25 protein-coding genes and 1 pseudogene are annotated in these 25,192 nt (G+C 62.5%); 16 read left to right on the top strand and 10 right to left on the bottom strand.

Annotation, left to right across the window (positions count from 1 at the left end):
* Window positions 1-2: 2 nt before the first annotated feature.
* Window positions 3-863 (bottom strand): MurR/RpiR family transcriptional regulator, encoded by an 861-nt coding sequence (locus AB1286_RS10520; RefSeq protein WP_430363228.1) that lies wholly within the window; start codon window positions 861-863, stop codon window positions 3-5.
* A gap of 250 nt (window positions 864-1,113) precedes the next feature.
* Between AB1286_RS10520 and AB1286_RS10515 the strand changes: the two genes are divergently transcribed.
* The 7 genes from AB1286_RS10515 to AB1286_RS10485 all read left to right on the top strand — a co-directional run bounded on the left by AB1286_RS10515 (window position 1,114) and on the right by AB1286_RS10485 (window position 9,862).
* A complete protein-coding gene (locus AB1286_RS10515) occupies window positions 1,114-2,754 on the top strand; it encodes an ABC transporter substrate-binding protein (RefSeq protein ID WP_430363227.1) in 1,641 nt (546 codons plus the stop codon).
* Window positions 2,755-3,002: 248 nt separating this feature from the next.
* Window positions 3,003-4,634: an ABC transporter substrate-binding protein gene (locus tag AB1286_RS10510; protein ID WP_430363226.1), complete on the top strand. Its 1,632-nt coding sequence runs from the start codon at window positions 3,003-3,005 to the stop codon at window positions 4,632-4,634.
* Between the two features lie 133 nt (window positions 4,635-4,767).
* Window positions 4,768-5,778, top strand: a complete 1,011-nt coding sequence (locus AB1286_RS10505) for an ABC transporter permease subunit (RefSeq protein ID WP_430363225.1) — start codon at window positions 4,768-4,770, stop codon at window positions 5,776-5,778.
* Window positions 5,779-5,792: 14 nt separating this feature from the next.
* The gene (locus AB1286_RS10500) at window positions 5,793-6,707 is read left to right on the top strand and encodes an ABC transporter permease subunit (protein WP_430363224.1); all 915 of its coding nucleotides are present in this window, start codon (window positions 5,793-5,795) and stop codon (window positions 6,705-6,707) included.
* Window positions 6,704-7,705, top strand: coding sequence for an ABC transporter ATP-binding protein (locus AB1286_RS10495; RefSeq protein WP_430363223.1), 1,002 nt, complete (start codon window positions 6,704-6,706; stop codon window positions 7,703-7,705). The genes AB1286_RS10500 and AB1286_RS10495 overlap by 4 nt, the downstream gene beginning before the upstream one ends.
* Entirely contained in the window at window positions 7,705-8,724 is a 1,020-nt protein-coding gene (locus AB1286_RS10490) for a peptide ABC transporter ATP-binding protein (protein WP_430363222.1), read from the top strand. The genes AB1286_RS10495 and AB1286_RS10490 overlap by 1 nt, the downstream gene beginning before the upstream one ends.
* A 175-nt stretch (window positions 8,725-8,899) precedes the next feature.
* Window positions 8,900-9,862, top strand: coding sequence for a TraB/GumN family protein (locus tag AB1286_RS10485; RefSeq protein WP_430365034.1), 963 nt, complete (start codon window positions 8,900-8,902; stop codon window positions 9,860-9,862).
* 14 nt (window positions 9,863-9,876) lie between these two features.
* Here AB1286_RS10485 and AB1286_RS10480 read toward each other — a convergent pair whose 3' ends face one another.
* The 3 genes and pseudogenes from AB1286_RS10480 to AB1286_RS10470 all read right to left on the bottom strand — a co-directional run.
* A complete protein-coding gene (locus tag AB1286_RS10480; RefSeq protein WP_430363221.1) occupies window positions 9,877-10,110 on the bottom strand; it encodes a hypothetical protein in 234 nt (77 codons plus the stop codon).
* Window positions 10,111-10,154: 44 nt separating this feature from the next.
* Window positions 10,155-10,400 (bottom strand): response regulator transcription factor, encoded by a 246-nt coding sequence (locus AB1286_RS10475; protein ID WP_430363220.1) that lies wholly within the window; start codon window positions 10,398-10,400, stop codon window positions 10,155-10,157.
* A 26-nt stretch (window positions 10,401-10,426) separates the two neighbouring features.
* Window positions 10,427-10,579 (bottom strand): annotated as a pseudogene (locus tag AB1286_RS10470) (response regulator transcription factor); the annotation flags it as partial.
* 806 nt (window positions 10,580-11,385) lie between these two features.
* On the opposite strand from AB1286_RS10470, the gene AB1286_RS10465 reads away from it, so the two are divergent.
* The 4 genes from AB1286_RS10465 (at window position 11,386) to AB1286_RS10450 (ending at window position 14,055) form a co-directional block, all read left to right on the top strand.
* A complete protein-coding gene (locus tag AB1286_RS10465; RefSeq protein WP_430363219.1) occupies window positions 11,386-11,817 on the top strand; it encodes a hypothetical protein in 432 nt (143 codons plus the stop codon).
* Window positions 11,818-11,942: 125 nt separating this feature from the next.
* Complete coding sequence (locus AB1286_RS10460) at window positions 11,943-12,194, top strand: hypothetical protein (RefSeq protein WP_430363218.1); 252 nt, start codon at window positions 11,943-11,945, stop codon at window positions 12,192-12,194.
* 91 nt (window positions 12,195-12,285) lie between these two features.
* Window positions 12,286-12,831 (top strand): phasin family protein, encoded by a 546-nt coding sequence (locus AB1286_RS10455; protein WP_430363217.1) that lies wholly within the window; start codon window positions 12,286-12,288, stop codon window positions 12,829-12,831.
* 201 nt (window positions 12,832-13,032) lie between these two features.
* Window positions 13,033-14,055, top strand: a complete 1,023-nt coding sequence (locus AB1286_RS10450; RefSeq protein ID WP_430363216.1) for a glycosyltransferase family protein — start codon at window positions 13,033-13,035, stop codon at window positions 14,053-14,055.
* Window positions 14,056-14,220: 165 nt separating this feature from the next.
* Here the strand turns inward: AB1286_RS10450 and AB1286_RS10445 are convergent, their stop codons facing one another.
* The 5 genes from AB1286_RS10445 to pxpB all read right to left on the bottom strand — a co-directional run bounded on the left by AB1286_RS10445 (window position 14,221) and on the right by pxpB (window position 18,663).
* Window positions 14,221-15,177, bottom strand: a complete 957-nt coding sequence (locus AB1286_RS10445; RefSeq protein WP_430363215.1) for a DUF979 domain-containing protein — start codon at window positions 15,175-15,177, stop codon at window positions 14,221-14,223.
* Between the two features lie 2 nt (window positions 15,178-15,179).
* Window positions 15,180-15,953 (bottom strand): DUF969 domain-containing protein, encoded by a 774-nt coding sequence (locus AB1286_RS10440; RefSeq protein ID WP_430363214.1) that lies wholly within the window; start codon window positions 15,951-15,953, stop codon window positions 15,180-15,182.
* 236 nt (window positions 15,954-16,189) lie between these two features.
* A complete protein-coding gene (gene pxpA, locus AB1286_RS10435; RefSeq protein ID WP_430363213.1) occupies window positions 16,190-16,942 on the bottom strand; it encodes a 5-oxoprolinase subunit PxpA in 753 nt (250 codons plus the stop codon).
* Window positions 16,943-16,963: 21 nt separating this feature from the next.
* Entirely contained in the window at window positions 16,964-18,013 is a 1,050-nt protein-coding gene (locus tag AB1286_RS10430) for a biotin-dependent carboxyltransferase family protein (RefSeq protein ID WP_430363212.1), read from the bottom strand.
* Window positions 18,010-18,663, bottom strand: a complete 654-nt coding sequence (gene pxpB, locus AB1286_RS10425) for a 5-oxoprolinase subunit PxpB (protein ID WP_430365033.1) — start codon at window positions 18,661-18,663, stop codon at window positions 18,010-18,012. Before pxpB ends, AB1286_RS10430 begins: the two co-directional genes overlap by 4 nt.
* 275 nt (window positions 18,664-18,938) lie before the next feature.
* On the opposite strand from pxpB, the gene AB1286_RS10420 reads away from it, so the two are divergent.
* Window positions 18,939-19,451 (top strand): winged helix DNA-binding protein, encoded by a 513-nt coding sequence (locus AB1286_RS10420; RefSeq protein WP_430363211.1) that lies wholly within the window; start codon window positions 18,939-18,941, stop codon window positions 19,449-19,451.
* A 49-nt stretch (window positions 19,452-19,500) separates the two neighbouring features.
* On the opposite strand, the gene AB1286_RS10415 is transcribed toward AB1286_RS10420, so the two are convergent.
* Window positions 19,501-20,109 (bottom strand): 5-formyltetrahydrofolate cyclo-ligase, encoded by a 609-nt coding sequence (locus AB1286_RS10415; protein ID WP_430363210.1) that lies wholly within the window; start codon window positions 20,107-20,109, stop codon window positions 19,501-19,503.
* A 20-nt stretch (window positions 20,110-20,129) separates the two neighbouring features.
* On the opposite strand from AB1286_RS10415, the gene AB1286_RS10410 reads away from it, so the two are divergent.
* The 4 genes from AB1286_RS10410 (at window position 20,130) to AB1286_RS10395 (ending at window position 25,174) form a co-directional block, all read left to right on the top strand.
* Window positions 20,130-22,118: a transglycosylase SLT domain-containing protein gene (locus AB1286_RS10410; RefSeq protein WP_430363209.1), complete on the top strand. Its 1,989-nt coding sequence runs from the start codon at window positions 20,130-20,132 to the stop codon at window positions 22,116-22,118.
* Window positions 22,119-22,201: 83 nt separating this feature from the next.
* Window positions 22,202-23,158: a complex I NDUFA9 subunit family protein gene (locus tag AB1286_RS10405; RefSeq protein WP_430363208.1), complete on the top strand. Its 957-nt coding sequence runs from the start codon at window positions 22,202-22,204 to the stop codon at window positions 23,156-23,158.
* Between the two features lie 103 nt (window positions 23,159-23,261).
* Window positions 23,262-23,912, top strand: a complete 651-nt coding sequence (locus AB1286_RS10400) for a glutathione S-transferase family protein (protein WP_430363207.1) — start codon at window positions 23,262-23,264, stop codon at window positions 23,910-23,912.
* Window positions 23,909-25,174 carry a multifunctional CCA addition/repair protein gene (locus tag AB1286_RS10395; protein WP_430363206.1) on the top strand — a complete coding sequence of 422 codons (1,266 nt, stop codon included), beginning with the start codon at window positions 23,909-23,911 and terminating at the stop codon, window positions 25,172-25,174. Before AB1286_RS10400 ends, AB1286_RS10395 begins: the two co-directional genes overlap by 4 nt.
* Window positions 25,175-25,192 lie beyond the last annotated feature (18 nt).

The following is a 25,192-nucleotide window of genomic DNA, read 5'->3' as shown; positions in this document are numbered from 1 at the left end:
GGTTATGCGTCCTCGGCGACGCGCCCGGCTCTCAGTGCTTCGATACGTTTCAATCGGTTTTTGGCGTCGACGCTCGCGCGTTGGACGAGCGCGGCGACGACCGCTTCGGTTTGCGCGACCACCGGCACCTTCGTGTCGAACGGCGACGCGCTTTGTACGAAAGAGACGAGGACGGCATCGGCGAAGCTCGCAATCGGCGAGCGCCATTCGTCGGTGAACAGCACGACGTGCGCGCCGAGATCTCGCGCCGCACGCGCAAATTGAACGACGCTTTCCTGGTAGCGGCGATAGTCGTAGACGACCACCACGTCGCCCGGGGAAAGGTCGGCCAGCGCTTCGGACCCGCGTTCGAGCGACGGCTCGACATGCCGCGCGCGCGGGCGGATTTGGCTCAGCAACACGGCTAGCCACGCCGCGAAGAACCCGCTGGCCCGGCCGCCGCAGCACAGTACGGTGCGTTGCGGATCGGCGAGCAACGACACGGTCCGTTCGAAGTCCTCGCGCGATGCGAGCTCGGCTGTCTTTCCGATCGCGAGCGTCAACGAGCCCAGCATCGCTTGCTGCGTGTCTTCGGTATGCGGTTGGTCGGCCGACGATTCGAGTCGCGACAAGGGCGAATTCATTCGCGCATCGACTTCGGCGAGCAACGCCCGCTGAAACTCGGGATAGCCCTCGAAACCGAGCTTTAAGACGAGCCGGTGGACCGTGGGATCGCTGACGCCGGCGGCCGTGGCCAGCTGCGATATCGACGTGAGCGCCGCACTGGGATAGTTGGCGAGCAGCACGGCGATGATGCGCCGCTCGGAGGCGGTGACGGATGCTTCGCGCTGCTTGAGCAGCGCCCTCACGGAAGGGAGTGCCACGATATTTCGTTCGATGAAAATCTTCGATTCGACACGCGGGTTGTAGCTCGCATGTAACGTTCATTACGTGAACATCATGCTAGCAAGCCAAAAACATTCGTCAACGAGGCGATTGCTCGGTGTTTACCCGCGATGAACAGGCAAGGATGTGTCTCGTTCGATCAGGGTGCGTGATAAGCATTACATCGACCGGTCGGTGCGCAATGGACGCCGTGCTACGCTTGTCCGGTCTGCCATTGAAGGAGCGCCTATGCTGGTACGTCGTCCACTATTCGCCGTTCGCTTCGCTGCACATCTGTTCATGGCGGTCGCTGCGGCCAGCGTCCTATTTGGCGCTGCCCATAGCGAAGCCGCCGAGTTGCCGGCCAAGACGCTCGTGTTTTGCTCCGACGCGAGTCCGGCCGGCTTCGATCCGGCGCAGTACACGACGAGCGTCGAGTTCTCGGCCGCCGCATATACGGTCTATAACCGCCTCGTCGAGTTCGAGCACGGCGGCACGAAGGTGGAGCCGGGCCTCGCGCAATCGTGGGAGATTTCCGACGATGGCCGCGTCTATACGTTTCATCTGCGCCAAGGGGTGAAGTTTCATACGACGTCGTACTTCAAGCCGACGCGCGATTTCGACGCAGACGACGTGGTGCAGACCTTCGAGCGGATGCGCGATCCGGACGACGCGCTACGCAAGGCCTACCCCGTCGTCTTTCCTTACTTCTCCGATCTGGGGCTCGCGACGAATCTCGCGAAGGTGGAGCGAATCGATCCCTATACGGTGCGCATGACGCTGCGCCATGCGAGCGCGCCGTTCTTGTCGGAACTGGCGATGCCGTTCGCCTCGATCATTTCCGCCGAATACGTCGCTCAACTGATGCATGCCGGCAACGCGGCGGATTTGAATCGCTTGCCGATCGGCACGGGGCCGTTCGTTTTTCATAGCTATGACAAGGATGCGACGATCCGCTTTGACGGCAACGCCGACTATTGGAAGAGCGGCGTCGTTCGCGTGAGTAAGCTCGTCTTTCAGATCACGCCCGATCCCGCGGTGCGCGAGCAAAAATTGAAAGACGGCGAATGCGAAGTCATGAACTATCCGCGCCCCGCGGATATCGCGGCGCTGTCGAACGATCCGAATCTGCAAATGCCGCATCAAGTGGGATTCAACCTCGGTTTTCTCGCTTACAACACGACGCACAAGCCGCTCGGGAACGTAGACGTACGCCGCGCGCTCGACATGGCGATCGATAAGCAAGCGATCGTCAAATCGGTCTATCAAGGCGCGGGCCAAGTTGCCGTGAATCCCATGCCGCCGACGCAATGGTCGTACGATGCGGCGCTCAAGGACGCACCTTACGACCCGGCGCAAGCGAAGGCGCTGCTGGCGAAGGCCGGCTATCCCAATGGATTCTCGCTGACGCTTTGGGCCATGCCGGTTCAACGTCCTTACAACCCGAACGCGCGTTTGATGGCGGAGATGATCCAAGCCGATTGGGCGAAGATCGGCGTGCAGGCGCAAATCACGACTTACGAGTGGGGCGAGTACGTGCGGCGCGCGCATGCGGGCGAGCACGACGCGATGTTGATCGGCCTCACGGGCGATAACGGCGATCCTGACAATTGGCTTGGCGTTTTGCTCGGCTGCGCAGCGGTGAACGGCAGCAATTTCTCGAAGTGGTGCTATAAGCCGTTCGACGATTTGCTCGTGAAGGCGCGCGAAACGAACGACGTGGCCGAACGTACTCGGCTTTATACCCAGGCGCAGGAAATCTTCAAGAGCCAAGTCCCATTCACGCCGATCGCCCATTCGACGGTCTACCAGCCGCTGCGCAAGAACGTCGTGGGCTTCAAGATCGATCCGTTCGGGCCGACGCAGTTTTGGGGCGTCGGGCTGAAGTAACGGCCCTCTATCGATTCGATATCGCCGGGTTTGCGGGTAAGCCCGCGTTGAATGATCGGACCAATCGTCTAGACATCGTATATCGATAGGGTTGACACGGAATTTTAGTGGCACTAAACATGCGCGGAGCGCAAAGTCAACGCGCACACGTGCCGAGCGTTGCCTTTTCCCGACCGCTTGTTCGGGTAATCAAAGCTCAGTAATATCCGCGTACGCTGGTTTTGGCCGGCCTGAGACCTGGAGGAAACATGAAGCAAAACAAACTGTTGCGCGCTGTGCGGTTGAGCGCGATCGCCGCCGCCACCGTGACGGTATCGCTCGCGGCGACGATCTCGCACGCAGCCGACATTCCCAACAAAACCCTTGTGTATTGCTCCGAGGGCAGCCCCGCCGGTTTCGATCCCGCGCAATACACGACGGGTACGGATTTCACCGCGAATACCTTCACCGTCTATAACCGTCTCGTCGAATTCAAGCGCGGCGGCACCGAGGTGGAGCCCGGATTGGCCGAGTCGTGGGATGTGTCGGCTGACGGTAAGGTCTATACCTTCCATCTTCGCCACGGCGTGAAATTCCAAACGACGGAATACTTCAAGCCCTCGCGCGAGTTCAATGCGGACGACGTCGTGTTCACGTTCGAGCGCATGCTCGATCCGAACCAGCCGTTTCGCAAGGCGTATCCGGTGCAATTCCCGTATTTCACCGACATGGGCCTCGACAAGCTGATCACGAAGATCGATAAGATCGATCCGTATACCGTGCGCTTCACGCTCAAGGAAGTGAACGCGCCGTTCCTCCAAAACATGGCGATGGAGTTCGCGTCGATTCTCTCGAAGGAATACGCGGATCAACTGCTGAAAGACGGCAAGGCGCCCGACATCAATCAAAAGCCGCTCGGCACGGGCCCGTTCATCTTCAAGAGCTATACGAAGGATGCGACGATTCGCTTCACCGGCAACCCCGACTACTGGAAGCCGGGCGCCGTGAAGCTGAAGAACCTGATCTTCTCGATCACGACCGATGCCAGCGTGCGCGCGCAAAAACTCAAGCGCAACGAATGCCAGGTGATGAGCTATCCGAAGCCGGCCGATATCGCCGATCTGAAGAAGGACGCCGACATCGCGATGCCGTCGCAGGCGGGCTTCAATCTCGGTTATCTCTCGTACAACGTGACGCATAAGCCGCTCGACAATGTCGACGTGCGCCGCGCGCTCGACATGGCCATCAACAAGAAGGCGATCGTCGAATCCGTCTACCAAGGCGCGGGCCAAGCGGCGAAGGCGCCGATGCCGCCGACCCAATGGTCGTACGACGGCAACCTGCCGATGGCCTCGTACGATACGGCGAAGGCGAAAGCATTGCTCGCGAAGGCCGGTTTCCCGAACGGATTCGACATTGCGCTCTGGGCCATGCCCGTGCAGCGCCCGTACAATCCGAACGCGAAGTTGATGGCCGAAATGATCCAGTCCGACTGGGCGAAGATCGGCGTGAAGGCCAAGATCGTGACGTATGAGTGGGGCGAATACATCAAGCGTGCTCACGCGGGCGAAGACGATGCGATGATGATCGGCTGGAACGGCGACAACGGCGATCCGGACAATTGGCTCGGCACGCTGCTCGGCTGCGAAGCCGTGCACGGCAACAACTTTTCGGAATGGTGCTACAAGCCGTTCGACGATCTGATCCAGAAGGGCCGCACGACGAACGGGCAAGAGGCACGCACGAAGATTTATACGCAGGCGCAACAGATCTTCGCCGAGCAACTGCCGTTCTCGCCGATCGCCCACTCCACGCTGTATCAACCGATGACGAAAAACGTCGTCGATATGCGCATCGAGCCGCTTGGCTATGCCCGTTTCGATGGCGTCAGCCTGAAGTAACGGCGATACGGTACGCTCTCTTGGGTGGACCCGGGGAGCGCCACCACGCATTTCACGTATTCCGGCGACAGGGACAAGAGGAGTCCCTCGTCGCCGGTCGCATTTTTCCTCCTGCAAGTTAAAGGGACGAACCATGTTCCGATTCGTTTTACGCCGCATCGGGATGGTGATACCGACGTTCATCGGGATCACGATTCTCGCCTTCGCGCTCATCCACCTGATTCCCGGCGATCCGATCGAAGTCATGATGGGCGAGCGCGGCGTCGATCCGGCGATGCACGCCGCGGCGCTGCATCGCCTCGGGCTCGACGAGCCGCTGCCGATGCAGTATGTCCACTACGTTTGGCGCGCATTGCACGGCAATCTCGGCGAATCCATCATCACGAATACCAGCGTGATGAACGAGTTTCTCGCGCGCTTCCCGGCCACCGTCGAACTGTCGATCTGCGCGATGCTGTTCGCGCTCTTGATCGGCCTGCCGGCCGGCGTCGTCGCGGCGCTCAAGCGCGGCACCGTCGTCGATCACGGCGTGATGGGTACGGCGCTCGCCGGCTATTCGATGCCGATTTTCTGGTGGGGCCTCATTCTCATCATGCTGTTCTCCGTGACGCTCGGCTGGACGCCGGTGTCGGGACGCATCGCCGTGGAATACGACATTCCCCACGTGACGGGCTTCATGCTGATCGATGCGCTGCTCGCGCCCGACGAAGGGTCGTTCAAATCGGCCGTCAGTCATCTGATCTTGCCCGCCATCGTGCTCGGCACCATCCCGCTCGCGGTCGTCGCGCGTATGACGCGCTCGTCGATGCTCGAGGTGCTGCGCGAGGACTACATTCGGACGGCACGGGCGAAAGGGCTTTCGCCCGTGCGCGTGATCGTCGTGCACGCCCTGCGCAATGCGCTGATTCCCGTGGTGACGGTGATCGGCCTTCAAGTGGGTACGCTGCTCGCCGGCGCGGTCCTCACCGAGACGCTGTTTTCTTGGCCCGGCATCGGCAAGTGGCTGATCGATGCGATCAGCCGGCGCGATTACCCGGTCGTGCAGGGCGGCATTTTGCTGATCGCGACGCTTGTGATCGTCGTGAACCTGGTCGTCGATTTGTTGTACGGCGTGCTCAATCCTCGCATTCGTCATACGCGCTAAAGGAGCCCGCAACCATGGCAGATATTCAAAATACGGCTCCTCAAAGCGTCACGCCGCGAAGCGGACGCGCGCTCGCGCTGCGCGAGTTTTGGAGCAACTTCTCGCGCAACCGCGGCGCGGTGGCGGCCGGCGCAATCGTGCTCGTGCTCGTGATTGTCGCGCTGTTCGCTCCGCTGATCGCCCCGCATAGTCCGGTCGAGCAGTACCGCGACTACGTCAAGATTCCGCCGGCATGGCTCGACGGCGGCAATTGGAAATTCGTGCTCGGCACCGACGAAGCCGGCCGCGACATCTTGTCCCGATTGATGTTCGGCGCACGCATGTCGTTCTGGATCGGCTGCGTGTCGGTCGTGCTCGCGTTGATTCCCGGCGTGGTGCTCGGTCTTTGCGCGGCGTTCTTCGGTTGGGCCGATACGCCCATCATGCGCGCGATGGACGTGCTGCTCGCGCTGCCCTCGCTGCTGCTCGCGGTGGCGGTCGTCGCGATCATCGGTCCGGGTCTCACGAACACCATGTTCGCGATCGCGATCGTCGCGCTGCCGGGCTATGTCCGTTTGACGCGCGCTTCCGCCCAGGGCGAGCTGCAAAAGGAGTACGTCACGGCATCGCGCGTGGCGGGCGCAGGCACGTTGCGGCTCATGTTCTCGCAAGTGCTGCCCAACTGCACGGCCCCGTTGATCGTGCAGGCGACGCTCGGCTTTTCGTCGGCGATTCTGGATGCGGCCGCGCTCGGCTTTCTGGGCCTAGGCGTGCAACCGCCCACGGCGGAGTGGGGCGCGATGCTCGCTTCGGCGCGCGACTACATCGACAACGCGTGGTGGATCGTGACGATGCCAGGCATGGCGATTCTCATTTCGGTGCTCGCGATCAATCTGCTCGGCGACGGGCTGCGCGACGCGCTCGATCCGAAACTGAAACGGATGGCATGAACATGAACAATTTATTGACCATCCGCAATTTGGCGGTCACGTTCGGCGGTGCGCCCGCCGTAGACGGCGTGAGCCTGGCCGTCGCGCCGGGCGAAGTCGTGGGCGTCGTCGGCGAATCGGGCTCGGGCAAGAGCGTGACGATGATGGCGCTGATGGGACTCATCGACGCGCCTGGGGTCGTTACCGCGGACGAGATCACGTTCGACGGCAAAGATCTGCTGAAAGCGTCGGCGAAAGCGCGCCGAAAGATCATCGGCAAAGACATCGCGATGGTGTTCCAAGATGCGCTGACGAGCCTCAATCCGAGTTACACGGTGGGCTATCAGATCAAGGAAGTGCTTAAGCTGCACGAGGGCTTGCGCGGCGCGGCCCTCGATCGTCGCGCGCTCGAGTTGCTCGATCAGGTCGGCATTCCCGATGCGAAGAGCCGGATTACGGCCTTTCCGCACCAGCTGTCGGGCGGCATGAACCAGCGCGTGATGATCGCGATGGCCGTGGCCTGCAACCCGAAGCTGTTGATCGCGGACGAGCCGACGACGGCGCTCGACGTCACGATCCAGGCGCAGATCATGGATCTCTTGGTCCGGTTGCAGAAGGAGCGCGGCATGGCGCTCGTGCTGATCTCCCACGATTTGGCGGTTGTTTCGCAGGTGGCGCAGCGCGTGGCGGTCATGTATGCGGGCGAGGTGATCGAGACCAATCGCGTCCCGGACATTTTCGCGCAGCCGCATCATCCGTACACCGAAGCGCTGCTGGCGGCCATCCCCGAACACAATCGCGGCGCCAAGCGTCTTTCCGCGCTGCCCGGGATGGTGCCGGGACGCGACGATCGCCCGAGCGGCTGTCTATTTGCGCCGCGATGCAAGTACGTCGTGGACGATTGCCGCAAGGGGCGGCCGGCGCTCGATCCGGTAGATCCCGAAGCTTGCGCCCGCTGTATCAAACCTTTGAATCTCGATGCGATCCGCTCGAACACGACCCAGCACGGAGGCGCCTGATGAATGCGGTACCGGAAGTAACGCGCGCGCCGCGGCATGAGGACGACCTCGTATTGATCGCGGACGGGCTGACCAAGCATTACCCCGTGCGGCGCGGCATGTTCGGCCAGGCGACGGTCAAGGCGCTAAACGGCGTGTCGTTTTCGCTGGCGCGCGGCAAGACCCTGGCCGTCGTGGGTGAGTCGGGCTGCGGCAAATCGACGCTTGCTCGGCAACTGACGATGATCGAGCCGCCCACCTCGGGACGCTTGCTGGTGGAGGGCGAGGACGTGTCCTTTGCTGCTGCGGCTCAGCTCGCCGGGTTCCGCCGCCGGGTGCAGATGGTGTTCCAAAACCCCTTTGCCTCGCTCAATCCGCGCAAGACGGTCGAGCAGACGCTTGCCGAGCCGCTCGTCATCAATGCCGAGATGAACGCGGGCGAGCGTGCCGGCCGTGTCGCGCAGATGATGCGCACAGTCGGGTTGCGTCCCGAACACGCAAAACGCTATCCGCACATGTTTTCCGGCGGACAAAGGCAGCGGATTGCCATCGCTCGTGCGATGATTCTGGATCCGCGCATCGTGGTGGCCGACGAGCCCGTTTCGGCGCTCGACGTTTCCATCCAGGCGCAGATCCTGAATTTGTTTATGGACTTGCAAGAACAGTTCAAGACGAGTTACGTCTTTATTTCGCACAACCTGGCCGTCGTCGAGCACATTGCCGACGACGTGATGGTCATGTACTTCGGCGGCGTGGCCGAGCTGGGCGACAAGAAGACGATTTTCGCCAAGCCTCGCCATCCGTACACACGCTCGTTGATGTCGGCGACGCCGGCCATCTTCGAGGCCGATCGACGCACGCAGATCAAGCTGCAAGGCGAAATGCCCTCGCCGCTCAATCCGCCCTCGGGCTGCACGTTCCATCAGCGGTGCCCGTATGCGATCGAGCGCTGCAAGGTGGAAGAGCCGAAGCTGCGCGAAGTCGACGGCCGCCTCGTATCGTGTCACCGCGCCGAGGAGGTAGGGGACGCGGATGGCTGAAGCACGGGCGGCACGGCGCCGCCCGCGCGAGGGCTCCTTCGCGGATGCCCTCGCGCGGTGGGCGCGAGCCAGCTTGCGACGCATGTGCTCGCTCGTGCTGACGTTTATCTTTACCTTGGCGCTCGACTCGCGTTCCGGCGGGCCGATTTCGCCGGCATTCGCCGGGCCCGCTCCGATGCCCGCCGCTCAAGCCGTGCCGAGCGCCCCTACGCCGCCGCCTTCGCCCGCGGCGGCCATTCCCGGTTTTCACGGACCGCCGCCCGGCTTCGACGGCACGACTGCGAGCGGCCCGGTGCGGGCCGAGCCCGCGCACATGCCGTTTTACGTCGCGACCAAAGGGACGACGACGATCTATCTGCTCGGCACCCTGCATGTCGGCGATCCTTACGATTACCCGAAGAGCCAGCCGTTTCGCCGGCCGATCATGGCGGCGCTCGCCGCTTCGCCCACGCTCGCGTTGGAAATTTCGCCCGACGATTTGCTGCGATCGCAAGACGACGTGTCGAAGTACGGCGTGTGCTCCTATGCGTGCCTGCCGCGCCTGTTGCCCGAGCCGATCATGCGCAAGCTTGCGCTGCGCTTGCGCGGCAACCCCGCCGCGCTCGAGGAAATCAAAAAGACCCGGCCTTGGCTCGCGGCGCTGCTTGTCGAAACCTACGATTCGCTGGCCGCGGGCTTGCAAACCGAATACGGTACCGAAGCCCAGCTCGAAAACGTCTATCTGCCCACGCGCGGCAAGATCGTCGGCTTGGAAACGCTGGCGGAGCAGATGCGCTCGTTTACGAATCTGGCGCTGGCCGAGCAACGCGAGATGCTGGCGCAGGATCTCGCGCAAACGCCTGCGCAGAACATGGACGACGTCAAGACGCTGCACCGGCTCTGGCGAATCGGCGACGCCGACGCCATCTCGGCATGGGCGTCGGCCAAATCGGAGCGTCTCGCGCGCACCCCTGCCGTGGCGAGGGCACTCGACAATCGCATCGTCTACGACCGAAACCGGCGTTTCGCGCTGCGCATGTCCGCGATCGCCGCGCCGAATCGGCCGATTTTCGTGGCGATCGGTGCGCTTCATTTGGGCGGGCCCAAGGGCGTGCTGAGCCTGTTGCGTCAGCGCGGCTTCACCGTCGAGCCCGGTTGAGTCGTCCGTGCTCATCAATCGCCGAGTTCCACGGCGTTGACGCCGATCACCGTGCGTTGACGCAGGGCGATCTTACCCGGCACGACGTGCGATAGCGGAACGTTGCGCAAAGCCGCGTAATTTCGTCGAGCCTGTTCGGTGAAGCGTTGCAAGTCCTGCCGGGACGGCTGCTTTCCATCGTTGCGGCCGACGTATTGGACCTCGGTCAACGGACCGCACGACATCGTCTGCACCATGTAGTACGACATGAGGCTCCCGAATCAAAAGCCGGTATCCGGCCGGCGCAGCCCTTTCATGGCAGCTCCTCCGGTACGTCGAGCCAGCCCGACGCGAGCGATACGAATAGCAGTTCGCAGACGTTGGACGCATGGGCTTTCTTCAAAAGATTGGCCCTATGCTTACGGGCGGTTAGGTCGCTGATGCCGAGTCGACGGGCGATCTGCTTGTCGCTTTTGCCGTCGCCCAGCAGGCCGAGCACTTGCTGTTCGCGTTTGGAGAACGGCGCCGTGCTCGGCTTTTTTTTATTGAGTTCGGACAACTGACGAAATACCGGCGCACGAGCTGCGCCGACTTCGTCGCGCCGAATTTCGCGAGTAGCGCTTCGCGATGCTTCCTGGCCGTCGAGATGGAAAAGGCCAGCCGCGCGGCAATCTCGCGGTCCGTCAATCCTTCGGCGATCAAGGCGAGTACGGTGCCCTCTCGGGTCGTTGGCGTCATGCCGCTCTCCAAGATAAGTTCGAGATGTATTCGGTTGATGCGGCGCGCCGCTCCGGCGCGCGCAGGCTTACGCTCCGGTGCCGTCGCGCACGAGCAAGGCTGCTCTTCGATACGAACCGGTCGTTATCGCCTTCGATGAAATACGTTTCTAAAAAGCGCCTCGATCAAGGGATGCAGGGCTGCCGCATTTTTAGGAGGTCCGGGACAAATCGATTTTGATATTCGGCGCGACAAATCGTATTTAGTGGGAAAGCGATCGCTATTTCCGTAGTGATCGAGTGTTGATTTTGAATAGTGTCGCCGATTTCCCCAGTTGATGGGATTTTGTATGAACAGGCGAAGATTGCGTCCTAAGAGTCGTGACATGAGAGGCTCTGGCAAAGAAGCGTCGGAAGTTGAAACGATTCTCTGCATCGACGCGAAAGGCATCCATTAGGCAAATGATGTAGTGCCGCGAATCCTTAAAAAATGTGAATTTCCGCGATACTCGAGATTGGACGGAAGCGCGTAGTGCGATAGAAACTCTTTCGTTGCTTCGCTCGATAAATGGATTCGTTTTATAGAAATTCGGTTAGTAAATCGCCGGGAGAATCTTTCCTCGTTTTCCTGCCGCGACTACTTCATTTGACGAATGGTGAGGGCCCGCGTGGAAGCCGAGAATCCGTTCACCGCGTATCGACGATGCCGGCGCGCGAATGCCCGGCGTCGGTTGTTGGAACGCGGGACGTGTCGGTCGCCGCGATGGGGTGCCGATGCGTTGCGCGGCGATGTCCCGCCGATCGCCATCGGACATGAGGAGAATGGCTATGGATGGGTTGACGGAGCGCGCGGACGGCGCGCGCGACGATGAATCGAGCGAGGGATCGGCCGAACCTGCACCGGCTCAAAGCGCGCCGCTTGCATCGCAGCGCGTGCTCGCCGGCAGCTTGCTGGATCGGCTCGTGCTGCTGAACGGCGCAAGGCGTGCGCTGCGCGATATGAATTTGCGCGTCGCGCGGGTGATTTGGTGCGATGCGCGTCCGTTCATTGAAATCGAGCGCGAACCGCACACGTCGCTCGCGCCGCTGCTCGATCGTATGGGGCGGCGCATGTTTCGCAGCGTGAATGGGCGCACACGCATCGCCGGCGAATTCATGGGCGTGACGGTGTGTTGGTTCGAGTGGTCGAGCGACGAAAGGGCAGGTGGCGAGCCAAGCAGGCGCGATGCGGCAATGATGAGGGAGGGCGTGGAGCGATGATGCTGCGCCGCTTTTGTCCGCGCTGTGCGGCGGGTCCTCATGGGCAGTGCCCGGTTTGCCCGAACCGATGTCTGTGTCGTGCCTCGGCTGTGCGTGCGCGGCGGGGGCCGGACCCGGAACAGCCCATGATTTGGCCGCTTGCGATGTTTCGCCGCCCGGCGGCTCGCGGTTCGGCCACGTTGCTGAGCATGCACGAACTGACGGCGCTCATGGTGTTGCAGCGCTCCTCCGGCGATTGCGAACTCGATCGCGCCGACCTCGAAAGCCTGTCGGTTCGCAAGATGGTGACCTTCGACATGCTGCCGGGCGGCAAGCGACGCCCGCGTATCACGGCGCATGGCGCCGATTGGCTTGCTGCGGTCATGCGGGGGCGTTGAGGGCGTCTTTTCCTGTAGTCGTTCGATCTGACGTCGTGGACATGCATGTTTAGTTAGTAGTACTAATTTATTGGAATAGATAGGAGCTGGTATGAATTGGATATCTCCCAAGCAGGTGATCGCAACCCAGAGAGCCGGCATCGACACGGTACTGGGTGTGACGCAGACGCTACTTGACGGTTGCGAGCGATTGACCGATTTGAATTGGCAAACGGCGGGGGCCATGATCGGCGAGACGCATGAGCGTGCGTGGCGAGGCGTTTTGCCGAAGACGCCTTTGCAATGGATGATGCCGGCTTCGTCTTGGCCGATGCCGGTCGTGGAGAAAGCGCAGCTTTACTATCGCAAGGCGTACGACATCGCCGCGTCGACACAGGCCGACATCGCGGGTATTTCGCGGGAGGGGAGCGATGCGTACACGCGGCTGTTCGTCGACGATGCATCCAAGCAGGCCTCGTCGGACTCCGATACAGGCATGTCGGCATGGGGCGCTGTCTTCGACGCCGCATACGCGTTATACGAGACGTGGCAAAAGGCGAATCTACAAGTGGTTCAGCTGACGGCCGGGAGCTTGGATCCCGCGATGATGGTCGCGGGGAAGGGGACGAAACGCGGGGCGGAGCATTCGCGGCATTGAACGGCGGTTGGCGGTGTTCTGAGGGCGTCGTTGAAGTGGCTCGTGGCGCGCTTCAACGCGTCCTAAATTTTCAGATGTGGGCGGGGTGGACTTTCGAGACTGCCTATAGTTTCGGCAGTCCTTGCTGCGGCTGTTTCGAGCATGGAAATCCAGCGGCGGAAACTAGTTCCTAGGTTGCTTCGGTCGCCGCCCCTCGCTCACATGTCTGACAGAAAAATCGATCTGATGGAATCAGGTGACACTGCAATAACAAGCGAATTTGTGCTTTGTGTCCCGGCGGGCTGGGACACTTACATATCTCGCGAGTTCTACGAGATTCATCAAAACCTAGCGGAACTTGGATGGAAGGTGATGGTTGTCGGCGAGGTCGAGGACGACTGCATTCTCGAATCGGCGCGCCGCGCACGCGTGGTCTTGCTATGGGAATGCTATGAAATTCTGGAGCGTTACGAGGCTTGGTTTAGTGCACTGCCCAAGGAGGTGAAACGAGTTGCATTTTGCGACGACGTTCACTACTTCACCGCCTATCGGCGCGCTCAGCGGCAGAGAGCCTTCGACTGGGCTGATCTGATCTTGGCTACCTACCCGGAAAAACTCATCGAGTGGTTTTCAGGGGAGGGGAGGCGCATTCGATGGGTTCCTCATTCCGCCGCGTCATTTTTCAGTCCAGTATTCGCACCGGCGTCCGATCGGATTTTGCTGTCAGGGGCACGCACTTGGCCCTATCCGTTCCGACAATTTTGTGCGGAAAAATTGCCCTCTGATCTGTGCGAAGTCGTAGATCATCCTGGCTATCCAGGTTACCCCGGTGATAAAAACAATAAGATGACGGCTAATACGAAGGCTGTTGCGCAAATCGGTGCGGAACGGTACGCCTCTTTATTGCGCCGTTATCCCGCGATGCTCGTTTGCGGTTCTATCTTCAACTATCTGGTAGCCAAAGTATTCGAGGGGATGGCTTCGGGATGCTTGATTATTGCCGACCGTCCTTCGCTCGGCACGCATCTTACGTCCCTAGGGTTCCATGAAGGCGAGCATTACCTGGGGACCGATGTATTTCATGCCATGGAAGATGTCACCGCCGTGCAGAGGATGTATCACGGCGACAATGCTCGTTGGTCAATGCTCACGGCGAACGCCGCTCGCCGCGTGGCGATAGAGCATACGACTGCGATCCGAGCCCAGCAGATTCATGCTTTGTGTGCCAATGAGGTGGCGCACTGAATGCTGTTCCCTCGGCCTGCGTCTTACAAACTCGCAGGGTGAGGTTGACCATGGGGCGTATTCAGTGAAAACACAGAAGCGATGCGGCCTATCAACGCCGCCGCATCCTTCCATCGATCATTCTTGGCAACCCAGGCGCGCTAGCGCCATGGGTCGCCGCGCCCCTCACCGAAACATCAACGCATTGAGAAGCAAGATATTGACGACGAGCAGCAACGCGCCGGTCGGCGCTTGCGCTTTGATGACCGCGTTCTTATCCGGCAGCTCCAGCAACGCCGCGGGTACGACGTTGAAGTTTGCCGCCATCGGCGTCATCAGCGTGCCGCAGTAGCCCGAGAACATTCCAATCGCCACCATCACCGCCGGGTTGCCGTGAAACACGTTCACGAGAATCGGCACGCCGATGCCGCCCGTCATCACCGGGAAAGCGGCGAAGCCATTGCCCATCACCATCGTGAAAAGCGCCATGCCGATGCAGTACACCGCCACCGCGACGAAGCGATAGTCGAGATTCACATAGGCGGTGGCCACGTGCGCGACGGCCTTGCCGACGCCCGCGTCGGCGAATACAAGACCAAGCATGCCGAGCAATTGCGGCAGCACCGCCGCCCACGACAACGCATCGATCAGCCGACGCGCCTCGCGTGCCGATTGGCCCACGGAGTCGCGCGTGACGAAGCACGCCACCGCCAGCGCAACGACGCAGCCGATGCCGAAACCGATGAGCGTCGCGTTCTTCGGTTCGACGAGCGGTGTGCCGCCTACGACGAGCCGGCTGGCCAATAGGGTAACGGCCACGGTGACGACCGGGATCGTCAATGCAGGCACGAACAGAAGATTGCCGAGCCGCTTGGCGCTGGTGCGACGCGCGTCGTCGCTAGGCAGTTTCGGTTTCGCACCCAGCACGCCGCCGAAGCCCGCGATCAGGGCCATCGCGATGACGAGCACGCCGACCCACTCCGCCGGCAGCCAATCGCCGACGAGAAAAATCACTGCATAGATGATCCAAAAGCCGCCGGCCGAAAACCGGCGCGGATGAGATTTATCGGTCACGATCATCGTGCCGACGACAAGCAGTACGACACCGACGAGCCAAAACAAATGGGCGAGCTTGAGCGTCATGGTCATTCCCCCGCGGCGCGCGGCGCCGATTGAACGGGCACGCCGGCGGCGAGCGACGCATTCTGTTCGCGATCGCCGGCGGATGCTTGTGCGTTTTGTTTGAGTTCTTTATCGAGACGCCTGTCGAGCAAATACAACCGCGCGCTATGAATCAAGAACGCGGCGAGGGCGGTCGGCATGCCCCACACGGCGACCTGCATCGGTGCGACACTGATGCCGGCTTCCTTCAAGAAGGTGACCATCAGCACGATGGCGCCGAACGCGACGAAGATGTCCTCGCCGAAAAACAGACCGACGTTGTCGGTCGCGGCGGAAAATGCCCGCAGCTTGTAGCGCACGGCATCGGAAATCTTCCCGTAGCGCGCCTCGGTCGCGCCCTCGGCCATCGGGGCAAGGAGCGGCCGCACCATTTGCGGATGGCCGCCGAGACCGGTCAGGCCCACCGCGGCGGTCAGTTCGCGCACGAGCAAATACACGATCAACAGCCGCCCAGCCGTCGCCGCTTTGATATTCGCGATCCACATTTGCGCGCGCTCGCGCAATCCGTGCCGCTCCAATAATCCGATGACGGCCAACGGCAGCAAGATAATGAGCGGGATATTGCGCGTCTTAAGGAAGCCCGTGCCGATCGCCGCAAGAATCTTGTCGGGTGGGAAATGCGCGCACACCGGGGTGACGACCGCCGCGCAAATGACAATCAACATCGGGTTGAATCGCAAGAGAAAGCCGGCGACGATGACGGCTACCCCCAGCAAGGGCCATAGGTTGGTCTGCATGTATAAGTCTCCAAGTGACGAACGTCGAAACACGTCGAACCCGCCCCTTCGCGTCGCCCCGCTTTATTGAACGATTGCGTGCTGACACGTCGCGGCAAACACAGGCGATGTTTATTTTTGTCGTCATCGCCTTTTGAAACGCGGCTCTTTCGGCCGCTTGTACCGCACTGAACTGTCGGTATTCAAACAAGCATGCGGAGGCCCTTATCCGCATGCAGGTACATCAGTTCATCGATTCAATGGGCCAGCGAGGACGCGGCCAATACATCGACGCCTTGCTCGTCGAGCGTGCGACGCAGCTTCTGCGCGAACGCCAGCGCGTGCGGACCGTCGCCGTGCAGACACAGCGTGCGCACATCGAGCGGGACCCAGTCGCCGGTCACCGTTCGTACCCGTTTGTCGCGCACCATCGACAGCACGTGCGCGAGCATTTCGTCGTCGTCGTCGATCAGCGCGCCCGGTTCGTTGCGCGGCACGAGCGAGCCGTCGGCGCGGTAGCCTCGATCGGCGAATCCTTCTTCCACCGCCGCGAGTCCCGCCTCGCGCGCCATCGAGATGAAACGGCTGCCCGCGAGCCCGAACACCGCTAAGGACGGATCGAAGTCGTGCACGGCCGAAATGATTGCCTCGGCGATGGCGGAATCGCGCGCGGCTTGGTTATACAAAGCGCCGTGCGGCTTCAAATGCGCGACACGCACGCCTTCGGCTTGAGCGATCGCCGACAGCGCGCCGAGTTGGTAGAGTATCCCGGCATAAATGTCGTCGGGCGGCAAATGCATTTCTTTGCGGCCGAAATTATCGGGATCGTGAAAGCTCGGATGCGCGCCGATCGCCACCCCTTGTTTGACGGCGAGCCGGACGCAATCGCGCATCGCGTTGGCGCCGCCGGCATGCCAGCCGCAGGCGATATTCGCCGAACTGACGAGACCGAGCAGCGCTTCATCGGCGTCTCCGCCTTCGCCGAGATCGGCGTTCAAATCGATATTCATGACTACCTCGTTACAAAACCCTCAAGCGGCGCGCGAAAGACGTTGCAGCCGCTCTTCATGCATGGCGATCGCGGCATCGATTTGCCGCAAATACGCGTGTTCTTCCGCAAGCGCGTAGCGCGCTTCTTCGCGCGTCGTGCGCACGAAGCGCACGACGGCGCCCAGCCGGACCTGGGCAAGCTTCCATAAATCCGCGGCGATGACTACGGCGATTCGGGGGTAGCCGCCGGTCGTTTGTGCGTCGCCCATGAGGACGATCGGTTGACCATTGCCCGGGACCTGAATCGTACCGGGCAGCACCGCATGCGAAAGCAGCTCTGACTCTTGCTCTCGCCCCAAGGCACTGCCTTCGAGCCGGTAGCCCATCCGATTGCTGTTCGGCGTGATGCGCCATCGATCCGACCAGAACGCGGCGCGCGCCTCTTCGGTGAAGGAATCGTATTCGGGGCCGCGCAGCACGCGGATCGCTTCGCCGCGCTCGGCACTCGCCAAATACTTGCCGGGCCGCACAGGTTCCCCTGCTGCCGCGGCAAAGCGGCACCACTCCGGCGCCTTGACCCCGAAGGCCGGCGCATCGAGGGCCGTGGCCTTATCCTGCCGCCGGATGCTCTGCCCGATCGGCAGCCGGTCGCCGTCGCGCAGCTTGCGCCCACCGAGCCCGCCGAAACCGGCAGCCAAGTCGGTGCTGCGCGATCCTAGCACCGGCATGACGTCGACTCCGCCTCGCACGCAAAGATAGCCGCGCATGCCGCGCACGGGACCGTGCAGCAGCAACTCCCCACCGGCGCGAACCGGCAAGCTCCACCACGGATGGACGCTTTTGCCGTCCAGCGTTGCCTGAAATTGCGCGCCGGTCAGGGCGATTCGCGTCGCGCGCGAAAAGCGCAGCGCCACCGGGCCGACGGTCATTTCGATGGCGGCGGCCTGAGGGTCGTTGCCGACGAGGCGATTGCCGACCTCGAGCGCAAGCGTATCGAGCGCCCCGGCTTTCGCGATACCGAGATGCCGGTACCCCGTCCGGCCAAGATCCTGCACCGAAGAGAGCATGCCGGCGCGTAGTACGTCGATCATTGCACGATCTCCGCAATAGTGAAGCGGACCCGATCGCCCGGCTCGAGCAGGGTCGGCCGATCCCGGGTGGGATCGAATAGCTGCGACGGCGTACGTCCGATCAATTGCCAGCCTCCCGGGGAGGCGGCCGGATAAATACCGGTTTGCGCGCCGCCGATGCCGACCGAGCCAACGGGAACCGCGACCCTGGGCACGGCCCGGCGTGGCATATGCAGCGCCGGATCGAGGCCGCCGAGGTAGGCGAAACCGGGCTGGAAGCCGACAAAAAATACGATGTATTGCGCACTCGCGTGGCGGCGCACGACTTCTTCGACGGTGAGACCCGTGTACTCGGCCACGGCACGCAGGTCCGGACCGTCCTCGCCGCCGTAGCGTACGCCGATCTCGATCTCGCGCGTACGCGCCTCCACGCCGACGGCCTGGTCCCAGGCCGCCGAAAGATCGACCGCGCGCGCTTCCAGATCGACGCGGACCGGATCGAAGACGATCGTCAAATTGTTCATCCCCGGCACGACCTCGACGACATCGGGCCAGTCGCGCGCCGCCTCGGCGAGCGCCCAGATGCGCTGCTGGCATGCGAGCGTCGCGGGCGCGGGCGCCTCGCAAACGAGGGCGCTATCGCCGAACGGGTAGATGCGAGGCGCGGTCATCTCATGGCGGGCCGGGTCGCTCGAAGCGGCTTGTGCGAGCCCTTCGGAGACCGCGGACGACGCGGGGCGTGCGGATGGTTTCATCTAGGCCTTGGCCGGCGTCGCGCCCTTCACCAAGGGGGGCACTCCGCTCGGTCTTCTGTTCTGGTCAAGGTGCATTATCGATAAATTATCGATATTTTACCCATAAGCGTTTTTGCTAGTGCTGATCGGATGAAGGGCGGCGTACACTTCGCACACTTATTTTTTCCACCTTCAGCTTGTTACTTGCCGCTATGTCGCGCCATCCGACCAAGATCGTGTCTTCGGAACACCTCGTCTCCGAGACGAGCGTCGAGCTCTCGGAATTCGAATACGGTCTGATCATGGCGAGCAATGCGTTCAACCGCTGGATGGTCCGATGCATGTCCGCGGCGGGGGCCAAGGACATGACGGCCATCGAAGTGTCGCTGCTCCATCATGTCAGCCATCGGGAACGCAAGAAAAAGCTCGCCGACATCTGCTTCGTGCTCAATATCGAGGACACGCACGTCGCTACGTACGCATTGAAGAAGCTCGTGAGTAGAGGGTATGTAAAAAGCGAAAAGACCGGCAAGGAAGTCTTCTTCTCTGCAACGCCGGCGGGCCGCGAACTGTGCAATAAGTATCGAGAAGTGCGCGAAAGCTGCCTCATCGCGGCGCTCAAGGAGAGCGGGCTCGCCAACGACCAGATCGGCGAGGCAGCTCAACTGATGCGCAATGCATCGGGGCTGTACGATACGGCCGCGCGCGCCGCCGCGTCGCTCTGAGCGGAACTTGCGGGCCACGCCTGAGCCGAGCGAGGTGCCCGGCGCCTCGTCAAGACGTTTCCAGCGTGCGCGGACGCTCGAATAACCCCGCGTCCGTCACGAGCGCGTCGAGCGGTATGTCGTGCAGCTCGCGCGGCAGGCTCGCGCGGCAAGCTTCATAGCCGATTCCCACCGTGACGGGCCGCGCGACGCCGGGCCACGCGGCGAGCGTGCGATCGTAATAGCCGCCGCCGTACCCCAGCCGATAGCCGTCGTCGTCGAAACCCACGCAAGGGACAAGCAGCAGATCGGGCAAGACCACGAGCGCTTGTTCGGGCTCCGGGATGCGATGCGCGCCGATGCGCATCGGGCTCGCCGGCGTCCACGCATGAAACTGAAGTGCGTGACCTTTCATGGCGACGACAGGTAGTGCGGCCTGACGCCGCGCGTCGCCTTCGAGCCATTTGCCGACGATCGTGCGTGCATCGAACTCACCCGCAAGCGGCCAATAAAATCCCACGGTATGGGGGGCGAAGCGGCCCAGCGCCTCGCTCAAATAACCGGCGAGCGACGTATCGGCAACGCCCTGTGCTTGGGTGTCAAGACGCGCTTGGAGCAAGCGTTTTCGCAGTTCGGCTTTCGATTCAGCCGGGGGGTTGCGTGCTATGCTTTCGCTCAATTTTCGCTCCACGAACCACGATGTCAAAACGCTTTGCCCGAGTATATCGCGCGGCCGCTTTCGCCCTCGCCGCCGTGGCGCTCGTCGCCTGCGGCACGGCTTCCGCGGGACGCCATGCGCACCCGAGCGCCGCCGCACCCACCGACGATCAGATCTTCGTGCGTCTGCGCCAAGCGGCGCTCGGTAACGATCCGGCGCGAGCGGCGCAGCTCGCGGCGATGATCCCGAACTATCCCGCGCCGTCGTATCTCGAGTACTACCAGCTGCGGCCTCAGTTGTTCGACAGCGGCGGCCACGCGCGCATCGATGCGCCCGACGAGCCCGTGCTTTCGTTCTTGCAACGACACGACGGCGAGGCGATCGCCGATCGGCTGCGCAACGACTACCTCGTCGTGTTGGGCGCACGCCACGACTGGAAGAATTTCGATGTGCAGTATCCGCGTTTCGTCCTCAACGACGACACGCAAGTGAAGTGCTATGCGCTCGAGTCGCGTGCCGCCCATGGGGAGAACGTGGCGCAAGCGGCGCGTGCGCTGCTCGTCGAGCCGCGGCTTTACGGCGACGGCTGCGTAGATCTCATTACCGCGCTGGCGTCGAGCCATCAATTTACCGACGACGACGTCTGGCAGCAGATTCGCCTGGCCTACGAACAAAACGCGACGAGCGCCGGCAGCCGGCTGTTCGATGCGCTCGGGCCGTTGCGCCCCGATCAAAAGCTGATCGACCAAGCGACGAGCGCGCCGCCGGTCGTGCTCGCACGCGGCGTGGGACCCGATTCGGCCTCGCACGCACTGGCGTTGCTCGCGATTACGGTAATGGCGCGCAACGACGTGATCACGGCCGCCGCTACGTTCGCAACCGTCGCCCCGGCGCTCTCGCTCGCGGAGCGTGCGATCGGATGGGGCACGATCGGTTATCAAGGCGCCGTGCACCAGGTGCCGGGCGCGGTCGATTGGTATCGGCTTTCGTCGAATGCGCCGCTCTCGTATCCCGCTTATATGTGGCGCACGCGCAGTGCGCTGGCCGCCGGCGATTGGACGATGGTGCGCTGGTCGATCGAGCAAATGCCTAACGCGCTGCGCAATCAGCCCGCCTGGGTCTACTGGCACGCGCGCGCGCTCGAAAAGAGCGGCAGCCCTGAGGACAAGGCGCTCGCCACGCAGGAGTACGAGCGCATCGCCGCGGGCTTCGATTTCTACGGGCAGCTCGCCACCGAGGAGCTGGGCCGCAAGATCGCGGTGCCGCCGAAGACGACGGTGACCGATGCGGAAGTCGATGCCGCGAGCCGGACGCCGGGTTTCGAACTCGCCCGCCGTTTCTATGCGCTCAATCTGCGGCTCGAGGGCAACCGCGAATGGAATTGGCCGCTGCGCGGCATGAGCGACCGTCAACTGCTGGCCGTGGCCGAGTACGCGCGCCGCATTCAGTTGTATGACCGTACGGTCAATTCGGCCGATCGGACCCAAAGCGAACACGACTTTTCCCTGCGCTATCTCGCGCCGTTCCGCGACGTGGTCGAACGCGACTCGAAATCGACGGGGCTGGACGTCGAATGGGCGTATGGGCTCATTCGTCAGGAGTCCCGGTTCATTATCAACGCGCAATCGGACGTCGGCGCGGGCGGCTTGATGCAACTCATGCCGGGGACGGCGAAGATGGTGGCGCGCAAGATCGGTCTCGGACCGCTCTCGCGTGAGCAGATGAACGACATGGATACGAACATTTTGCTCGGCACGACGTATCTGTCGATGATCTACAATCAATTCGACGGTTCGGCCGTATTGGCCACGGCAGGCTACAACGCCGGGCCCGGCCGCCCGCGTCAGTGGCAGGCGGCATTGCAGCGCCCCGTCGAAGGCGCGATTTTTGCGGAAACCATTCCGTTCAACGAAACGCGCGACTACGTCAAAAACGTGCTGTCGAACACGGTCTACTATGCGGCGCTGTTCGAAGGCCGCCCGCAATCGCTGAAGGCGCGGCTCGGCGTCATCCTGCCTCAAGCGCAATGAGGCGGGACGTGCGCGCCGGGCGGCGCGCACGATAAGCGCATTGGCGTAGCGCCGTGGCGATGGCCGCCAGCAGGGAGTCGAAAATGCGACATCAATCCATTGCATTGATCGGCGGTTCCGGCTTTATCGGCACGCATCTGTCCAACGCGCTCGTCGCCGCCGGCAAGAACGTGCGCATTGCCACACGCCGGCGCAGTCACGCCGCGCACCTTACCTTGCTTCCGCTCGACGTGATCGAGCTCGACGTCTTCGATCCCGTCGAACTCGCACGATTCGTCGAGGGCGTCGATGCCGTTATCAATCTCGCCGGCACGCTGCATGGGCGGCGCGGCGCGCCCTACGGGCCGGAATTCGCGAAGCTGCATGTGCAGTTGCCCGCCAAGATCGCGGCGGCTTGCGAGGGCAAGGGCGTGCATCGGCTCGTCCATCTCAGCGCCTTGAATGCCGATTCGAACGGCCCGAGCATGTACTTGCGCTCGAAAGGCGACGGCGAGAAAGCCGCGCTGGCGGCGGCCCAGCTCGCCACGACGATCTTTCGGCCGTCGGTCGTGTTCGGGCCGGAAGATCGTTTTCTCAATACGTTTGCGGCGCTCGCCCGGTTGTTTCCGGTTTTGCCTATTGCGAAGCCCGACGCGAAATTCCAGCCGATTTACGTCGGCGATGTGGTCAAGGCAATCCTCTCGACGCTCGACCTCGATGCCGCGCACGGCCGTATCTACGAACTCGGCGGTCCGACCGTCTACACGCTCGAGACGCTCGTGCGCATATGCGCGGAGATGGTCGACCGGCATCCGCGTATCGTGCGGCTGCCCGATGCGCTCGCTTATATGCAGGCGTTGACGTTCGAAACGTTGCCGGGCGAACCGTTGATCACACGCGACAACCTCGATTCGATGTCGCGCGATGCGATTCTGAGCGGGCCGCTCGCCGTCGAGCTCAACCTGGACCCCGTCGCCATCGAGGCCATCGCGCCCGCCTATCTGAACAGTGCCTCGCTACGCTCGCGCTTCGGCGCGTTTCGCGCAACGGCCGGACGCTGACGCGTCTACGCCATTGTGCAGCGTACGAACGCCGATCGCAGGCTGTGGCAAGATTGCCGTTCGCATAGTTGTTCCGAACAATCAACGTTACTCTTCGTCGCGCATGAAACTCGTCATCGGTGATAAGAATTACTCGTCTTGGTCGATGCGGCCTTGGGTCTTGATGAAGCACGCTGGCATCCCGTTCGACGAGGTGCTCGTGCCGCTCAGGGAGCCCGACACCAACGCTCGCATTCGCGAGTTCGCACCTTCGGGCAAGGTCCCGTGCCTCGTCACCGAGAATGGGCAATCGATTTGGGAAACGCTTGCGATTCTCGAGACGCTCGCCGAGCGTTATCCGCAGCACGCGATCTGGCCGCGCGATGCTGCCGCGCGTGCGCATGCGCGCGCGATCTCGAGCGAAATGCACGCGGGGTTCGGACATTTGCGCTCGAACATGTCGATGAATATCCGCGCACACCGGCCCGGCAAAGGTGCGACGCCGGACACGCTGGCCGACATCGCGCGCATCGATGCGATCTGGAGCGAATGTCTTGCGCAGTACGGCGGCCCCTTCTTGTTCGGTGAAGCGTTTTGCGCCGCGGATGCGATGTACGCGCCCGTCGTGTCGCGCTTCATCACCTACGCACCGCCGCTGTCGGAGGCGGCACGTGGGTACGTCGAGCGCGTGAGCGCCGTGCCTGCCGTGCGCGAATGGTTCGACGACGCGCGCCGTGAAACCCATCGGCTTGCCGAACTCGACGACGACGCATGAAGATTTACGCGGTAGGCGGTGCGATTCGCGATGCGCTGCTCGGGGTGCCCGTATCCGATCGCGACTATGTCGTGGTCGGGGCGACGCCCGAGCAGATGGTGGCGCAAGGGTATCGCCCGGTCGGCAAGGATTTTCCGGTTTTCCTGCATCCCCAAACCCATGAGGAGTACGCGCTCGCGCGCACCGAGCGCAAGACGGCGGCGGGCTATCACGGGTTTCAGTTCTACTTCGCGCCCGATGTCACGCTCGAGGAAGACCTTGCCCGGCGCGATCTGACGATCAATGCGATGGCGCGCGAAGTGCGGCCCGACGGCGAGTTGGTCGGCCCCGTCATCGATCCGTTCGGCGGGCAGGCCGATTTGAACGCGCGCTGCTTCAGACACGTGAGCCAAGCGTTCGTCGAAGATCCCGTGCGCATTTTGCGTGTGGCGCGCTTTGCGGCGCGTTTTCACGACTTCTCGCTCGCACCCGAAACGCTCGCGTTGATGCGCGCGATGACCGAGGCGGGAGAGGTCGACGCGCTCGTGCCCGAGCGGGTCTGGCAAGAGCTTTCGCGTGGGCTCATGGAGCGCAAGCCGTCGCGGATGTTCGAGGCGCTGCGCGAGTGCGGTGCGTTGCCGCGCGTATTGCCCGAACTCGACGCGCTGTTCGGCGTGGCGCAGCGGGCCGATTACCATCCCGAAGTCGACACGGGCATACACGTGATGATGGTCGTCGATTACGCGGCGGCGCGCGGCTATGCGTTGCCGGTGCGGTTCGCGGCGCTCACACACGATCTCGGCAAGGGGACGACGCCCGAGCACATCTTGCCGCGCCATATCGGACACGAAATGCGCAGCGTCGATTTATTGCGGCCGATGTGCGAGCGCTTGCGCGTGCCTAACGAGTGCCGCGATTTGGCGCTGCTCGTCGCGCGCGAACACGGCAACATCCATCGCGTGATGGAGATGGGCGCACAAGCGCTCGTACGGTTGTTCGAGCGATGCGACGCGCTACGCAAGCCGGCGCGCTTTGCCGAGGCATTGCAGGCGTGCGAAAGCGATGCGCGAGGGCGGCTCGGCTTCGAGGCGCGCGAGTATCCGCAAGCCGAGCGGTTGCGTATCGCGCTGACGGCCGCGCGCGCGGTGGATGCGGGCGCGGTCGCTCAAGCATTGGCGAGCGAGCCGGCGAAGATCAAGGAAGCCGTGCATCGTGCGCGGGCAAAAGCGGTCGCGCACGTGCTGGGCGGCCCGAACGACGAGAATTCAGCGCCCGAAGAGTAGGCGGTCGAGCGCCGAATC

This window comes from Trinickia sp. NRRL B-1857 (assembly GCF_050470685.1).
Taxonomy (GTDB): domain Bacteria; phylum Pseudomonadota; class Gammaproteobacteria; order Burkholderiales; family Burkholderiaceae; genus Trinickia.
This window is presented reverse-complemented; position numbering and strand designations above follow the sequence as displayed.

What these genes read in the sequence shown, in the direction of transcription:
- AB1286_RS10440 (WP_430363214.1), bottom strand. Translation starts at nt 15,953, where the DNA reads ATGCAGACCAACCTATGGCCCTTGCTGGGGGTAGCCGTCATCGTCGCC.
- AB1286_RS10410 (WP_430363209.1), top strand. Translation starts at nt 20,130, where the DNA reads ATGTCAAAACGCTTTGCCCGAGTATATCGCGCGGCCGCTTTCGCCCTC.
- pxpA (WP_430363213.1), bottom strand. Translation starts at nt 16,942, where the DNA reads ATGAATATCGATTTGAACGCCGATCTCGGCGAAGGCGGAGACGCCGAT.
- AB1286_RS10500 (WP_430363224.1), top strand. Translation starts at nt 5,793, where the DNA reads ATGGCAGATATTCAAAATACGGCTCCTCAAAGCGTCACGCCGCGAAGC.
- AB1286_RS10430 (WP_430363212.1), bottom strand. Translation starts at nt 18,013, where the DNA reads ATGATCGACGTACTACGCGCCGGCATGCTCTCTTCGGTGCAGGATCTT.
- AB1286_RS10485 (WP_430365034.1), top strand. Translation starts at nt 8,900, where the DNA reads ATGCCCGCCGCTCAAGCCGTGCCGAGCGCCCCTACGCCGCCGCCTTCG.
- AB1286_RS10450 (WP_430363216.1), top strand. Translation starts at nt 13,033, where the DNA reads ATGTCTGACAGAAAAATCGATCTGATGGAATCAGGTGACACTGCAATA.
- AB1286_RS10505 (WP_430363225.1), top strand. Translation starts at nt 4,768, where the DNA reads ATGTTCCGATTCGTTTTACGCCGCATCGGGATGGTGATACCGACGTTC.
- AB1286_RS10465 (WP_430363219.1), top strand. Translation starts at nt 11,386, where the DNA reads ATGGATGGGTTGACGGAGCGCGCGGACGGCGCGCGCGACGATGAATCG.
- AB1286_RS10515 (WP_430363227.1), top strand. Translation starts at nt 1,114, where the DNA reads ATGCTGGTACGTCGTCCACTATTCGCCGTTCGCTTCGCTGCACATCTG.
- AB1286_RS10460 (WP_430363218.1), top strand. Translation starts at nt 11,943, where the DNA reads ATGATTTGGCCGCTTGCGATGTTTCGCCGCCCGGCGGCTCGCGGTTCG.
- AB1286_RS10445 (WP_430363215.1), bottom strand. Translation starts at nt 15,177, where the DNA reads ATGACGCTCAAGCTCGCCCATTTGTTTTGGCTCGTCGGTGTCGTACTG.
- AB1286_RS10510 (WP_430363226.1), top strand. Translation starts at nt 3,003, where the DNA reads ATGAAGCAAAACAAACTGTTGCGCGCTGTGCGGTTGAGCGCGATCGCC.
- AB1286_RS10495 (WP_430363223.1), top strand. Translation starts at nt 6,704, where the DNA reads ATGAACATGAACAATTTATTGACCATCCGCAATTTGGCGGTCACGTTC.
- AB1286_RS10405 (WP_430363208.1), top strand. Translation starts at nt 22,202, where the DNA reads ATGCGACATCAATCCATTGCATTGATCGGCGGTTCCGGCTTTATCGGC.
- AB1286_RS10400 (WP_430363207.1), top strand. Translation starts at nt 23,262, where the DNA reads ATGAAACTCGTCATCGGTGATAAGAATTACTCGTCTTGGTCGATGCGG.
- AB1286_RS10455 (WP_430363217.1), top strand. Translation starts at nt 12,286, where the DNA reads ATGAATTGGATATCTCCCAAGCAGGTGATCGCAACCCAGAGAGCCGGC.
- pxpB (WP_430365033.1), bottom strand. Translation starts at nt 18,663, where the DNA reads ATGACCGCGCCTCGCATCTACCCGTTCGGCGATAGCGCCCTCGTTTGC.
- AB1286_RS10490 (WP_430363222.1), top strand. Translation starts at nt 7,705, where the DNA reads ATGAATGCGGTACCGGAAGTAACGCGCGCGCCGCGGCATGAGGACGAC.
- AB1286_RS10420 (WP_430363211.1), top strand. Translation starts at nt 18,939, where the DNA reads ATGTCGCGCCATCCGACCAAGATCGTGTCTTCGGAACACCTCGTCTCC.
- AB1286_RS10395 (WP_430363206.1), top strand. Translation starts at nt 23,909, where the DNA reads ATGAAGATTTACGCGGTAGGCGGTGCGATTCGCGATGCGCTGCTCGGG.
- AB1286_RS10480 (WP_430363221.1), bottom strand. Translation starts at nt 10,110, where the DNA reads ATGTCGTACTACATGGTGCAGACGATGTCGTGCGGTCCGTTGACCGAG.